The sequence below is a fragment of the Nocardioides zhouii genome, assembly GCF_004137345.1.
GTDB lineage: Bacteria > Actinomycetota > Actinomycetes > Propionibacteriales > Nocardioidaceae > Nocardioides > Nocardioides zhouii.
In genome coordinates, this window is the sequence record NZ_SDWV01000006.1 from 61353 (window position 1) to 75135 (window position 13783).

At 71.3% G+C, this 13783-nt stretch carries 14 protein-coding genes; 4 read left to right on the forward strand and 10 right to left on the reverse strand.

What is annotated here, in order from left to right:
• Positions 1 to 6: 6 nt before the first annotated feature.
• From EUA94_RS07545 to glmS, 3 genes are read right to left on the reverse strand one after another with little or no spacing between them, the layout of a single operon-like run.
• A complete protein-coding gene (locus EUA94_RS07545) occupies positions 7 to 1413 on the reverse strand; it encodes an NAD(P)H-hydrate dehydratase (RefSeq protein WP_129426269.1) in 1407 nt (468 codons plus the stop codon).
• Positions 1414 to 1767 carry a holo-ACP synthase gene (locus tag EUA94_RS07550; RefSeq protein WP_129426270.1) on the reverse strand — a complete coding sequence of 118 codons (354 nt, stop codon included), beginning with the start codon at positions 1765 to 1767 and terminating at the stop codon, positions 1414 to 1416.
• A gap of 2 nt (positions 1768 to 1769) precedes the next feature.
• Positions 1770 to 3614: a glutamine--fructose-6-phosphate transaminase (isomerizing) gene (gene glmS / locus EUA94_RS07555; RefSeq protein ID WP_129426271.1), complete on the reverse strand. Its 1845-nt coding sequence runs from the start codon at positions 3612 to 3614 to the stop codon at positions 1770 to 1772.
• 65 nt (positions 3615 to 3679) lie between these two features.
• Between glmS and coaA the strand changes: the two genes are divergently transcribed.
• A complete protein-coding gene (gene coaA / locus EUA94_RS07560; RefSeq protein ID WP_129426272.1) occupies positions 3680 to 4648 on the forward strand; it encodes a type I pantothenate kinase in 969 nt (322 codons plus the stop codon).
• A 50-nt stretch (positions 4649 to 4698) separates the two neighbouring features.
• Here the strand turns inward: coaA and EUA94_RS07565 are convergent, their stop codons facing one another.
• Both EUA94_RS07565 and EUA94_RS07570 read right to left on the reverse strand, forming a co-directional pair.
• Positions 4699 to 5661, reverse strand: a complete 963-nt coding sequence (locus tag EUA94_RS07565; protein ID WP_129426273.1) for a hypothetical protein — start codon at positions 5659 to 5661, stop codon at positions 4699 to 4701.
• 176 nt (positions 5662 to 5837) lie between these two features.
• Complete coding sequence (locus EUA94_RS07570; protein ID WP_129426274.1) at positions 5838 to 6422, reverse strand: NAD(P)-dependent oxidoreductase; 585 nt, start codon at positions 6420 to 6422, stop codon at positions 5838 to 5840.
• A gap of 91 nt (positions 6423 to 6513) precedes the next feature.
• On the opposite strand from EUA94_RS07570, the gene EUA94_RS07575 reads away from it, so the two are divergent.
• On the forward strand, positions 6514 to 6885 hold the full coding sequence (locus tag EUA94_RS07575) for a winged helix-turn-helix transcriptional regulator (RefSeq protein ID WP_129426275.1): 372 nt from the start codon (positions 6514 to 6516) through the stop codon (positions 6883 to 6885).
• Between the two features lies 1 nt (position 6886).
• On the opposite strand, the gene EUA94_RS07580 is transcribed toward EUA94_RS07575, so the two are convergent.
• The 5 genes from EUA94_RS07580 to rplM are packed head-to-tail and all read right to left on the reverse strand — an operon-like array spanning position 6887 to position 10775.
• Positions 6887 to 7882: a GNAT family N-acetyltransferase gene (locus tag EUA94_RS07580; protein ID WP_129426276.1), complete on the reverse strand. Its 996-nt coding sequence runs from the start codon at positions 7880 to 7882 to the stop codon at positions 6887 to 6889.
• Positions 7883 to 7899: 17 nt separating this feature from the next.
• The gene (locus EUA94_RS07585; protein WP_129426277.1) at positions 7900 to 8430 is read right to left on the reverse strand and encodes a hypothetical protein; all 531 of its coding nucleotides are present in this window, start codon (positions 8428 to 8430) and stop codon (positions 7900 to 7902) included.
• Complete coding sequence (gene glmM / locus EUA94_RS07590; RefSeq protein WP_129426278.1) at positions 8427 to 9776, reverse strand: phosphoglucosamine mutase; 1350 nt, start codon at positions 9774 to 9776, stop codon at positions 8427 to 8429. The genes EUA94_RS07585 and glmM overlap by 4 nt, the downstream gene beginning before the upstream one ends.
• Before the next feature lie 19 nt (positions 9777 to 9795).
• Entirely contained in the window at positions 9796 to 10311 is a 516-nt protein-coding gene (rpsI, locus tag EUA94_RS07595; RefSeq protein WP_129426279.1) for a 30S ribosomal protein S9, read from the reverse strand.
• 20 nt (positions 10312 to 10331) lie between these two features.
• Positions 10332 to 10775 carry a 50S ribosomal protein L13 gene (gene rplM / locus EUA94_RS07600; RefSeq protein ID WP_129426280.1) on the reverse strand — a complete coding sequence of 148 codons (444 nt, stop codon included), beginning with the start codon at positions 10773 to 10775 and terminating at the stop codon, positions 10332 to 10334.
• Positions 10776 to 11029: 254 nt separating this feature from the next.
• Between rplM and EUA94_RS07605 the strand changes: the two genes are divergently transcribed.
• Positions 11030 to 12355 carry an NAD(P)/FAD-dependent oxidoreductase gene (locus tag EUA94_RS07605; protein WP_129426281.1) on the forward strand — a complete coding sequence of 442 codons (1326 nt, stop codon included), beginning with the start codon at positions 11030 to 11032 and terminating at the stop codon, positions 12353 to 12355.
• Positions 12356 to 12473: 118 nt separating this feature from the next.
• Positions 12474 to 13778, forward strand: coding sequence for a citrate synthase (locus EUA94_RS07610; RefSeq protein WP_129426282.1), 1305 nt, complete (start codon positions 12474 to 12476; stop codon positions 13776 to 13778).
• Positions 13779 to 13783: the final 5 nt, after the last annotated feature.

Below are 13783 nucleotides of genomic sequence, written 5' to 3' on the forward strand. Positions count from 1 at the left end.
GCGCGATCATCCCAGCATTCCTGATCGGGGGGGCGCGAGCGTCTCGCGCACGACCTGCGGGATGTGGACCGCGACCCGGCTCGCGGTCAGTGGCCCACCGGCCGCGGCCTCGGTCGCCGCGGCGCCGTGCAGCCACGAGCCGACGGACGCGGCGTCGTACGGCTCCAGGCCGGCCGCGAGCAGCGCGCCGACGAGCCCGGCGAGCACGTCGCCCGCCCCGGCGGTCGCCAGCCACGGCAGGCCCGTCGTCGTCACCCGCACCCGGCCGTCGGGCGCCGCGACGAGCGTGTGGTGGCCCTTGAGCACGACCACGCAGTCCCAGCGGCGGGCGGCCTCACGGGCGTGCTCGAGCGGTGCGGCCTCGACCTCGTCGCGCTCGACGCCCAGCATCGCGGCGAGCTCGCCGGCATGCGGAGTCAGGACGCAGCCCGGCAGCGTGCCGGTGACGTGTCGCAGCGCGTCGGCATCCACCACGACGGGCACGTCATCCGCGCGCGCCTCGGCGAGCATGGTGGCGGCGTCGTCTCCGCCGCCGGGCCCGACCACCCACGCCTGCACCCGGCCGTTGCCGACGACCTCGGGGTGCGCAGCGCGGACGGTGTCGGCGACCCGCTCCGGCCCGACGTAGCGGACCATCCCGACCAGCCCGGTGTTGGCTCCGGCGACAGCGAGGAGCGCGGCGCCGGGGTAGGTACCCGACCCGGCGCGTACGCCGACGACGCCGCGGGTGTACTTCTGCGCGTCCACGCTGGGCCGGGGCAGCAGCGCGCGTACGTCGTCGGGCTGGAGCGCCTCGACCGCCGGAGCTCCCAGGTCGAGCCCGAGGTCGACCAGGTGCAGGGCGCCGCACGCGAGCGAGGCGGGGTCGACGAGGTGGGCGACCTTGTGGGTGCCGAACGTGACGGTGAGGGCGGCCCGCACGTGGGGGCCGTCGACACGTCCGGTGTCGACGTCGACGCCCGACGGCACGTCGACCGCCACGACCGGCACGTCGGCGAACCGCTCGAGGACGGCGACCGCGTCCGGTCGCAACCCGGGCCGGCCACCGATGCCGACGATGCCGTCCACGACGAGGTCGGGGCGGGGGTCGAGGTCGTCGAGGTCGCGGGTCGCCCGGCCACCCGCCGACAGGAGTTCGGCCAGGCCGGCCTCGTGGGTGCGGTCGGAGAGCAGGAACGCGTCGACGCGGACACCGCGGGCAGCGAGCCGGGCACCGGCCCACAGCGCATCGCCGCCGTTGTCACCCGATCCGACGAGGAGCAGGACGCGGCGACCGTAGCCGCCGCCGAGCAGGTCGAGGACCGCGGCCGCGAGACCCGCCGCCGCGCGCTGCATCAGCGCCCCGTCGGGCAGGTCGGCCATCGCGGCGGCCTCAGCCCGGCGTACGTCGTCGACGGTGTGCGCGCGGAGCATTCAGCTCTCCAGGATGACGACCGCCGAGGCGATGCCGGCGTCGTGCGAGAGCGAGACGTGCACGTGGACCACGCCCAGCGCGTCGGCCTGCGCGGCCACCGTGCCGCGGATCTCGAAGCGGGGGCGGCCGGTCTCCTCCGAGACGATCTCGGCGTCGTGCCACGCCATCCCGACCGGGGCGCCGAGTGCCTTGGCGATCGCCTCCTTGGCGGCGAAGCGTGCGGCGAGCGAGGCCGGCGGACGCGACGCCTCGGCCGCGGTGAAGAGCCGGTCCCGCAGGGCAGGAGTGCGCTCCAGAGACTGCACGAAGCGGTCGATGTCGACCACGTCGATGCCGACGCCGATGACCGGCATGATTATTCGACCGTGACGGACTTGGCGAGGTTGCGCGGCTGGTCGACGTCGTGGCCGAGCTGGGTGGCGAGCTCGCAGGCGAAGAGCTGCAGGGGCACCACGGCGACGAGCGGCTGGAGCAGCACGGGCACCTGGGGCAGCGTGATCAGCACGTCGGCGTACGGCTCGATCGCCGTGTCGCCCTCCTCGGCCAGGCAGAGGGTGCGGGCGCCGCGGGCGCGCACCTCCTGGATGCCGCTGATCATCTTGTCGTGGAGCTGGTCGCGCCCGCGCGGGGGCACGATGCAGAGGATCGGCAGGCCCTCCTCGACCAGGGCGATCGGGCCGTGCTTGAGCTCGCCGGCCGCGAACCCCTCGGCGTGGAGGTAGGCGATCTCCTTGAGCTTGAGGGCCCCCTCGAGCGCGACGGGGTAGCCGGCATGGCGGCCCAGGAAGAGCACCGAGCGGCTGCCGACGTGGTCGCGGGCGAGGCCGTAGACCTGCTCGGACTTGTCGAGCACGGTCTGGATGTGGGCCGGCATCTGGTCGAGCTGGTCCATCACCTGCGAGATCTCGTCGCCGTAGCGGGTGCCCTTGACCTGCGCGAGGTAGAGCGCGAGGAGGTAGCAGGCGACGAGCTGGGTGAGGAAGCCCTTGGTCGACGCGACGCCGATCTCCGGACCGGCGTGGGTGTAGATGACACCGTCGGACTCGCGCGGGATCGTCGAGCCGTTGGTGTTGCAGATCGACAGCACCCTCGAGCGCTGCTCGCGGGCGTGACGGATCGCCTGGAGCGTGTCGGCGGTCTCGCCCGACTGGCTGATCGCGACGACGAGGGTGTCGCTGGTGAGGATCGGGTCGCGGTAGCGGAACTCGCTGGCGAGCTCGACCTCGACCGGGATCCGGCACCAGTGCTCGATGGCGTACTTCGCGACCATGCCGGCGTAGAACGACGTCCCGGCCGCGATGATGATGATCTTGTCGACGTCGCGCAGGTCCTGGTCGGACAGCCGCATCTCGTCGAGCTGCAGCAGGCCGTCGGTGCCGCGGCGACCGAGGAGCGAGTCGGCGACGGCGCGCGGCTGCTCGAAGATCTCCTTGCGCATGAACCAGTCGTGGCCGTCCTTCTCGGCGGCCGACAGGTCCCAGTCGACGTGGTAGCGGCGGCCCTCGGCCGGCGTACCGTCGAAGCCGGAGACGGCGACGCCCTCGCGGGTGATCGTGACGACCTGGTCCTGGTCGAGCTCCATCGCCTCGCGGGTGTGCTCGATGAAGGCCGCGACGTCGGAGCCGAGGAAGTTCTCGCCCTCGCCGATGCCGACGACGAGCGGGCTGTTGCGGCGGGCGGCGACCACGCGGTCGGGATCGTGCGCGTCGATCGCGACGAGGGTGAAGGCGCCCTGGAGGTTGCGGCAGACGTTCTGCATCGCGACGGTCAGGTCGATGCCGGTCTCGAGCTGCTCCTCGAGCAGGTGGGCCGCGACCTCGGTGTCGGTGTCGGAGGCCATCTCGACGCCCTCGGACTCCAGGCGGCCGCGGAGGGCGGCGTAGTTCTCGATGATGCCGTTGTGCACGAGCGCGACCCGGCGTGCCCGCCCCAGGTGGGGGTGCGCGTTGCGGTCGGTCGGCGGCCCGTGGGTGGCCCAGCGGGTGTGCCCGATGCCCGTGGTGACCTGCGGGAGGGGCGACTCGGCGATGGCCTTCTCGAGGTTGGCGAGCTTGCCGGCGCGCTTGTCGGTGACGATCTGTCCGTCGTCGATCAGGGCGATCCCGGCGGAGTCGTAGCCGCGGTACTCCAGTCGCCTCAGGCCCTCGATCACGACGCCCTCGGCCGGCTTGGCACCCACGTACCCGACGATTCCGCACATGGCCGGTGAGTCTATCGGCAGGCCGCTGCACCCCGACGCCCCGGCGCGGTGCCACAATCGCACCCATGCCCGAGGTCCCGGAGCCGTCGCACGGCAACGAGGCCTCCCCCTATGTCGAGCTCGAGCGTGCCGCGTGGGCGGAGCTGGCCGGCACCGCCGAGACCGTCCTGACCCCCGACGAGGTCATCAACCTCCGCGGCCTCGGCGACCAGCTCGACCTGCGCGAGATCGAGCAGGTCTACCTCCCGCTCTCGCGCCTGCTGAGCCTCTACGTCGCAGGCAACTCGCGACTCCACCGCGAGCAGGAGGAGTTCCTGCACCGCGTCACCCCGCCGCGTACGCCGTTCGTGATCGGCCTCGCCGGCTCGGTCGCCGTCGGGAAGTCGACCACCGCCCGCGTGCTGCAGCAGATGCTCGCCCACTGGCCCGAGCACCCCAACGTCGCGCTGGTCACGACCGACGGCTTCCTCCTGCCCAACGCCGAGCTCGAGCGCCGCGGGATCCTGCACCGCAAGGGCTTCCCGGAGTCCTACGACCGCAAGGCGCTGCTCAAGTTCGTCGTCGACATCAAGTCGGGTCGCGACGAGGTCGAGGCACCGATCTACTCCCACCTCGTCTACGACGTGGTCCCCCACGAGAAGGTCGTCGTCAAGCGACCCGACATCGTGATCATCGAGGGCCTCAACGTCCTCCAGCCGGCGCGGGTCCGCGACGACGGCCGCACCGGCCTGGCGGTCAGCGACTTCTTCGACTTCTCCGTCTACGTCGACGCGGCGCTCACGGACATCAAGCGGTGGTACGTCGACCGGTTCCTGCGGCTGCGCGAGACCGCCTTCCGCGACCCGGCGTCGTACTTCCGCAAGTACGCCGCCCTCTCCCACGACGAGGCCGTCGACCAGGCAACCCGGATCTGGGACTCGATCAACGAGCCGAACCTCGTGCAGAACGTCGCCCCCACCCGCTCCCGCGCCAACCTGGTGCTGCGCAAGGACGCCGACCACTCGGTGAAGTACGTCCGCCTCCGCAAGCTCTGAGGCGACCCGCCCGGGACGTCATGAGAATCTCGGGTTCGAACCCACAGATCTCATGACGCAACGTCGAGGGGGCAGCCCCGCGCGACGAGCGCGGCGGTGATCTGGGCGAAGAACTCGTCGGGAGCGAGCCTCAGCCCGAGCAGCGGGAGCCGGAGGACGACCGCCCGGTCGAGGGCGATGGCGTTGTGCCGCAGCGCATCCGCGACGACGTTCGCCGCCCACTCGTGGTGGATGCCGTCGATCTCCACCACGACGCCCCACGGCTCCCAGCAGACGTCGAGGTACCACTGACCGCGAGGCCCGCGTCGCAACGCCTGCCGGGTCGGCTCGGGCAGTCTGCGGAGACGGCACATCCGCGCGAACTCGTGCTCGCCCAAGGAGCGCACGCCGCCCACGAGGTCGGCGATCACGCCGGTGAGGATGATCCGGCGCCGGTCGCGCTTGACCCGCATGACCTGCGCCCCGAGGCGGTCCGCGGTCGTCAGTCCCTGTTGCGCGGTCATGGTGAGGAGGAGCGTCGCCTGCTTGTCCGACCTCGCCCACAATCCAGCGCGTACGCCGGCCACCTCGGGCCGCGTCCGCGGAATCCCGGACGGCGCGAGATCGTCCGGCTCGAGTCGTCGGGTCTGGCGGATCTCGACCCCGACGGCGTGCCGGGTCAGGACGCCACGAGGCACCGACACCCGGATGACGTCCTCGGTGTAGTGCTCCAGTCCGCCCGCGATGAGCGCCGAGGCGCCGTCGAGGCAACCGCGGTCGCCCGCCTCGAAGACCGCAGCCCACAGCCGGCCGGCATCGGGCCACGGTCCGGTGTGCACGGCGATGCTCTGGCTGTGGACCGGACACCACCGATGGCCGCGCAGGTGGGACTCCAGCTCGTCCGGGGTGATCCCCGCCGTCCTGAGCTGGTCGCGCGAGACGACACCGCCCTGGCGGTCAGCGATGTCGCGCACCATGTGCAGACGCGCCTGGCGTACGTCCCGGCTTCGAGGAGACTCACCCTTCTTCGGCACCGCCCCAGACTGTGTGGGCTCTCCTGCTCGTGCCACTGGTCGGTGGCTCGCCTGTGGAGAAGTCCCCTCGCGTGCCATCTGTGGACACAGCGCGACCCCATCCACCCGCGTACGTCATGAGAATCCTGGGTTCGTACCCACGTATCCCATGACGTCCGCGTCGCGGCCTGCGCCGCTCAGGCGGCTGCGGCGGTGAAGCGCTGCCGGCGGTGCTTCGGGTCCTCGATCTCGTCGACGAGGGCGACGGCGTAGTCCTCGGCGGTGATGAAGTCGCCGGCCGGGGTGTCGAGCGCGGTGGCGTACGACCCGGTGCGCTCGCCGGGGGCGATGGCGGGCGCCGGGCTGACGAACGTCCAGTCGAGCGAGTCCGGGGCGGCGCGGAAGAGGTCGAGGGCGGCGGCGCCCGACGTGGCCTCGGCCTTGTACTCCTCCGGGAAGCCGTCGGTGTCGAGGAGGCGGGTGCCGTCCGGGGTGAGCAGCGAGCCGGCGCCGCCCACGAACAGCACACGGGCGCCCCCGCTGTTCGCGATGAGGGTGGAGACGGCGTCGAGCCACGGCTGGTGGGACTCGCCGGTCCGGCTCGGGCCGGTGGCCGACACGACGACGTCGTGGCTGGCGGCCGCCTGGCGTACGGCGTCGGCGTCGGCGAGGTCGCCGCCGGTGGAGCGGCTGAGCGACGTCACCTCGTGGCCGCGCGAGGTGGCCTCGGAGGCGATGCGGGTGCCGACCATGCCGGTGGCGCCGAACAGGGCGATCTTCATGTGGAGTCCTTCAGTCGTGGGAACGGGATGCTCCGACAGTAACCACTGGTAACTGATGACTTCAACGTGCTATAAGTACCTTGTGGTAACCATGAATTCCGAGCCCGGTCGCGGTGACGCCTTCGACCCCGACTGCCCCACCCGCGTGGTCCTCGACCGGATCGGCGACAAGTGGACGGTCCTGGTCATCCGGTCGCTCGAGGACGGCTCGCTGCGCTTCAGCGAGCTGCGCGCCCGGATCGGCGGCGTCGCGCCCAAGGTGCTCACCCAGACGCTGCGCGCCATGGAGCGAGACGGCCTGCTCACCCGCACCGTCCACGCCCAGGTCCCGCCACGCGTCGACTACGAGCTCACCGCGCTCGGCGCCTCGCTCACCGCGCCGATCGCGACCCTCACCGACTGGGCCGAGACCCACCTCAGCCGCATCCTCGCCGCGCGTGAGAGCTACGACAGCGCGAGCTGACTCACAGCTTCTTCTGCAGCTCCAGCAGGGTCTCGATGGTGCGATAGCCCAGCGCCTCGTTGACGGCGTTCATCCACGTGTTGACCTCGGCGTTGGAGGTGTCGACCGTGCCGATCCCGGCGTACGTCGCCAGCGCCAGGTCGTGGGTCGCGAGCTTCAGCGCCAGCCCGAGCCGGTGGCCGCGGTGGGCCGGGTCGACCAGGGTGATCCCCACCTGGCCGCGGGTGGTGTCGGTGTCGTTGACCCGGACGTCGGAGCTTCCGGCCACCGAGCCGTCCTCGGCGATCGCCAGCGCGGTGAGCACGTGACGACCGATGCCGAGCTGCCGCTGCTCGGCGTCGCGGATCCGCTCGACCGTCCACTCCGATGCGCGCAGGTCGAGCTCGCCCAGCGGGATCTCGTCGAGCAGCATGCCGAGCAGGCGCCCGAACGACTCGGCGTACGCGTCCGGGCACACGGTGTCGAACGTGACGACCCGGTAGGCCCCCGCCGCGGCCACCTCGTCGGTCAGGGCGCCTCGGCGGGCGAGGTAGTCGGCCAGGGTGAGCTCGCGGATCGACTCGCGGCTCGCCACCTCGTAGCCCAGCGCGGTCGCGAACGCCTCGGGACCGGTGCCGGAGGCGCCGGGTGGCAGGAACGCCTCACCGTGCAGCGTCGTACGCCCGTCACCGGCGGCGACCACCTCGAGCTCGGCGACGAGCCGACCGCCGATCCCCTCCCGGGTCCGGTCCGGACGGACGTACACATCGACCGTCGCGGTGTGCAGGTTGTCGCGCAGCGGACGCATCAGCAGCCCGGCGCCGACCATCTCGCGACCGTCGATGGCGGCCAGCAGCGTGACCTCCCCCTCGGGGTTCACCGCCGGCAGTGACACGCGGCTCTGCTCCCAGACCGGCCACGGGGCACCGGGGCGGTGGGCGGTCGCGGCGTGGCCGACCTCCCACCATGCGCGCAGCGCAGCCTCGTTGCGCGGGTTGAACTGCTCGATGTCGACCACGCTGCGACGCTAGTGGACTAGGAGCGCGCGGCGCGGCGCTGGCGGCGCGCCTCGATCCGGTCGGCCTCCTTGAGGACCGACCGCTCCGCCACGCGCCCGCGCCAGCGGACCAATACGCCGATCAACAGGGTGAAGGCGGGGGCGCCGATCCCGAGCCAGAGCCAGGTGGCCAGCGGCGAGCTGGTCTCCACCGCGGAGCCGTCCGGGGAGATCCACAGGGTCCAGGTGTCGCCGACCTCGCGATCGGCGCGCCCGGAGCGGCGGAACGTCGTCGTACGGACGTCGTCGCCGTCCGTCCACCGCAGGTCGTACGTGGTCAGCGGTCGGTCGACCTCGTCGGGACGGGTGCCCTCACGGACGGCGACGACCGTCGTGTCGCGTCGGTCCGTGCCGCCCAGCAGGTGGGTGCGTGCGCCGGGCGTGATGAGAGCCAGCACGGCAGCGAGCACCAGCCCGATACCGATCGCGAGGGCGACGTCCCTCGCGGTGAGCCGGCTCTTGGGCTCGGGCGCGCCCCCGTCGAGTCCGGTGCTCGCATCGGTCGTCACGGCAGCGACAGCTGGGACTTCACCACGTCGGCGAGCCGGGACGCGACGTCCTGGGCCTCGTCGTGGGTGGGCGCCTCGACCATCACGCGGACGATCGGCTCGGTGCCCGAGGGGCGGAGCAGGATCCGGCCGCGCTCCCCCAGCGCCGCCTCCTCCTCGGAGACGGCGGCGGCCAGCACGGCGTCCTCGTCGGCGCGGGTCTTGTCGACGTCGCGCACGTTGAGCAGGACCTGCGGCAGCCGGGTCATGACCGAGGCGAGCTCGGCGAGCGACTTGCCGGTGGTGGCCATCCGCTCCATCACGTGGAGGGTGGTGAGGATGCCGTCACCGGTGGTGGCGTGGTCGCTCATGATGACGTGGCCCGACTGCTCGCCGCCGAGGGAGTAGCCGGAGATCTTCATCGCCTCGAGGACGTAGCGGTCGCCGACCTTCGTCTGGCGTACGCCGACACCGTTGGCGCGCATCGCCTGGACGAAGCCCAGGTTGCTCATCACCGTCGCGACGACGGTGTCCTTGACCAGGCGGCCCTTGTCGAGCAGTGACAGGGACAGGATCGCGAGCAGCTGGTCGCCGTCGACGACGTTGCCCTCGGCGTCGACGGCCAGGCACCGGTCGGCGTCGCCGTCGAGGGCGAACCCGGCGTGGGCGCCGTGCTCGACGACCGCCGCGCGGAGCGACTCCATGTGGGTCGAGCCGCAGTTGTCGTTGATGTTGAGGCCGTCGGGGTCGGCGTGGATCGCGATGACCGTGGCGCCGGCGTCCTCGAGGGCTCGCGGGCCGGCGGCGTGGGCGGCGCCCTCCGCGCAGTCGAGGACGACCTTGAGGCCCACCAGCGGGTGGGTGATCGTGCTCTCGAGGTGGGCGGCGTACTCCTCGACGGCCGTCGAGTAGGGGTTGACCCGACCGACGTCACCGCCGATGGGCCGCTCCCACGGCTCGCCCATGCGGCGCTCGATCGCGATCTCGATCGCGTCGTCGAGCTTGTGCCCGCCGCGGGCGAGGAACTTGATGCCGTTGTCGGGCATCGGGTTGTGCGAGGCCGACAGCATGACGCCGAGGTCGGCACCGAGCCGCTCGGTCATGTAGGCGACACCGGGCGTCGGCAGCACGCCGAGCAGGAGCACGTCGACCCCGGCCGAGGCGAGGCCGGCGACGACCGCCGCCTCGAGGAACTGTCCGGAGATGCGCGTGTCCCGACCCACCACGGCAAGGGGACGGTGCCCCTCGAACTCGCCGCGGTCGGCCAGCACGTGTGCTGCGCACACGGACAGGTCCAGGGCCAGCTCCGCCGTCAAGGAGGCGTTCGCCAGGCCCCGGACCCCGTCCGTGCCGAAGAGTCGCGTCATCGGACGAGACCCTGGTGGATCAGCGCTTCGAGAACTGCGAGGCCTTGCGGGCCTTCTTGAGACCAGCCTTCTTGCGCTCCACGACGCGGGCGTCGCGGGTCAGCAGACCGGCCTTCTTGAGCGCCGGGCGGTTGGCCTCTTCGTCGATCTGGTTCAGCGAGCGGGCCACGCCGAGGCGCAGGGCGCCGGCCTGACCGGCGGTGCCGCCACCGTGGATGCGCGCGATCACGTCGAAGCGGCCCTCGAGCTGCAGCTCGGCGAACGGCTCGTTGGCGATCTGCTGGTGCAGCTTGTTCGGGAAGTAGTTGTCGAGCGTGCGGCCGTTGATCCGCCACTCGCCGGTGCCGGGGACGATGCGCACACGGGCGACGGCCTCCTTGCGACGGCCGGTGGCCGCGCCAGGCGCGATCGTGGCCGGGCGGGCCGGGGTGTCCGCGGAGGCGTCGCTCTCGGACGTGTAGGAAACGCCCTCGGCGTCGGTCTCGAAGGTCTCCTCGACCTCGCCAGCAGCGTTCAGGTCAGTGTTCTCAGTCATCTGTGCGTCCTCAGTCGTCGTCACTGGGAGATCTGCGTGATCTCGAAGGGAGTGGCCTGCTGGGCCAGGTGCGGGTGGTCGGGGCCGGAGTAGACCTTGAGCTTCTTCAGGATCTGGCGACCGAGCTTGTTCTTGGGGAGCATGCCCCAGACAGCGTTCTCGATGGCCTTGCGGGCGTCCTTCTCGAGGAGCTCACCGAAGGGCGTGGCCGAGAGGCCGCCCGGGAAGCCGGAGTGGCGGTACGCCATCTTGGTGGTCTTCTTGGTCCCCGACAGCGACACCTTGGAGGCGTTCACGATGATGACGAAGTCGCCCATGTCCATGTGAGGGGCAAAGGTCGGCTTGTGCTTGCCGCGGAGGAGGTTGGCGGTCTGGACGGCGAGGCGTCCGAGGACCACGTCGGTGGCGTCGATGACGAGCCACTCACGCTGGATGTCAGCGGGCTTGGGGCTGTACGTGCGCACGGCGATGTCCCGTTCTGGTTCGTTGGACCCGGCCCTCGGTCGAGGACTGGACTGTGCCCCACAAAATTCTGCGAGGCTGCGCGACGACTGACGAACACGGCCCGGTTCGCTCCCTCCGCAGGAGGGATGACGTCCGGATCTGCACCCGTCCCCGGAGAGGACGGACGCGGCAGTAGTCGCGACCAGCAAGAGTACGGCGATCCGACCGTGAGGGTCAAAACGTCGTCGCGAGGCGCACGCGTCACAATGTCGACGTGCGCAACGGTGGTGTGTCCTTCTGGTGGCAGCAGGTCGGGCTGCCGTCGCCGACCGACCGGCTCGACGGCGACGTCACGTGCGACGTCGCAATCGTCGGTGCCGGCCTGACCGGGCTCTGGACGGCCCACTACCTCCACGAGGCCGACCCCACCCTCGACATCCGCGTCATCGAGGCCGAGTTCGCCGGTTTCGGCGCGTCGGGCCGCAACGGCGGCTGGCTGTCGAGCGAGCTGCCCGGCAACGCCTCGGCGTACGCCGCACAGGCGGGCGAGGACGGCGTCGAGCGACTCCGGGCGGCCGTACGCGCCACGGTGGACGAGGTCATCGACGTGGCCGCCCGCGAGGGCATCGACGCCGACATCGTGCGCAGCGGCGTGCTGCACGTCGCGCGGTCGCAGGCCCAGGCCGAGCGGCTCGACGGCGAGCTCTCGGCGACGCAGGTGGCCGAGCGGATCCGGGTGGCCGACGCCGTCTCGGGACACTTCGACCCCGACTGCGCCCGCTTGCACCCCGCCAAGCTGGTGAGCGGCGTCGCCCGCGTGGTGCGCGAGCGCGGCGTACGCATCCACGAGGGCACCCGCGCCGTCGCGATCGAGCCGGGCGCCGTGGTCACCGATCGCGGCACGGTCCGCGCCTCCGTCGTGCTGCGCTGCCTCGAGGGGTTCACCGCCGGGCTGTCAGGACACCGGCGCGAGTGGCTCCCGATGAACTCCGCGATCGTGGCGACCGCTCCCCTGACCGACGCCCAGTGGCGGGAGATCGGCTGGAGCGGCGCGGAGCTGCTCGGCGACGAGGCCCACGCCTACTGCTACGCCCAGCGCACCGCCGACGGCCGGATCGCGATGGGCGGCCGCGGCGTGCCCTACCGCTTCCGCTCGCGCACCGACGTCGACGGACGCACCCAGGACTGGACGGTCGAGTCGCTGCGCTCGACCCTCACCACGCTCTTCCCGTCGCTGGCCGGTGTCGCGATCGACCACGCCTGGTGCGGCGTCCTCGGGGTGCCGCGCGACTGGAGCGCCAGCGTCTCCTTCGACCCCGCGACCGGCCTCGGCCACGCCGGCGGCTACGTCGGTTCCGGGCTCACCGCGACCAACCTCGCCGGGCGTACGTTGCGCGACCTGGTGCGCGGCGAGGACACCGACCTGACCCGGCTCCCGTGGACCAACCACCGCGTACGCCGCTGGGAGCCGGAGCCGCTGCGGTGGGCCGGTGTGCACACGCTCTACCGCCTCTACCGGGCCGCCGACCGGCGCGAGGACGCCGGCCTCGAGCGCACCAGCCGCATCGCGCGGGTCGCCCACCGGGTGGCCGGTCGCTGACCCGCGGCTCACTCCTGCGGGGGGTCGAGCGCTGGACACCGGTTCGCGCTCGCGCGACACCCGCGGATAGGTTGGAGTGACCCCACAGGCGTACAAAGACGTATGAACAGGAGCCGACGTGACCGACGTAGCGGCCAAGGATTCCCTGACTGTCACCGACAACCGGACCGGTCAGCAGTACGACATCGCGATCAACGACAACACGATCGCGGCCACGGACCTGGGACAGATCCGTCTCACCGATGACGAGCCCGGCCTGGCGACCTATGACCCCGGCTTCGTGAACACCGCCTCGTGCCGCTCGGCCGTCACCTTCATCGACGGCGACAAGGGCATCCTCGAGTACCGCGGCTACCCGATCGAGCAGCTCGCGGAGAAGTCCAACTTCCTCGAGGTCGCCTATCTCCTCGTGCACGGCGCGCTGCCGTCCAAGGAGGAGTACGACGCCTGGGTGCACGAGATCACCTACCACACGTTCGTGCACGAGAACGTGAAGGGCTTCATGCACGGCTTCCGCTACGACGCCCACCCGATGGGCATGCTGATGGCCTCGGTCGGCGCGCTGTCGACGTTCTACCCCGACGCCCGCAACATCAGCGACGCGGACAACCGCCACATGCAGATCGTCCGCATGATCGCGAAGATGCCGACCCTCGGCGCGTGGTCGTTCCGCCACGCCCAGGGCAAGCCGTTCGTCTACCCCGACAACGACCTCGGCTACACCGCCAACTTCCTCTCGATGCTCTTCAAGATGAGTGAGCAGAAGTTCGAGGCCGACCCCCGTCTGGTGAAGGCGCTCGACGTGCTCTTCATCCTCCACGCCGACCACGAGCAGAACTGCTCGACCAACGCGGTCCGCTCCGTCGGCTCCTCGCAGGTCGACCCCTACTCGGCCGTCGCGGCCGGTGTCGGCGCGCTCTACGGCCCGCTGCACGGTGGCGCCAACGAGGCCGTCCTCCGGATGCTCAAGCGCATCGGCTCCAAGGAGAACATCCCCGCCTTCATCGAGGGTGTGAAGGACGGCAACGAGCGCCTGATGGGCTTCGGCCACCGGGTCTACAAGAACTTCGACCCGCGCGCCACGATCATCAAGAAGGCCTGCGACGACGTCTTCGAGGTCACCGGGGTCAACCCGCTCCTCGAGATCGCCAAGGAGCTGGAGAAGATCGCGCTCGAGGACGAGTACTTCGTCAAGCGCAAGCTCTACCCCAACGTCGACTTCTACTCCGGCCTCATCTACGAGGCCTTCCAGTTCCCGCCGGAGATGTTCACCGTGCTGTTCGCCATCGGGCGTACGCCGGGCTGGCTGGCGCAGTGGGCCGAGCTGGTGCAGGACAAGGACCAGAAGATCGCCCGCCCCAAGCAGATCTACACCGGCGACCGCGAGCTCACCTTCACCGCGGCGTCGGAGCGCTGGAAGTAGTTTCT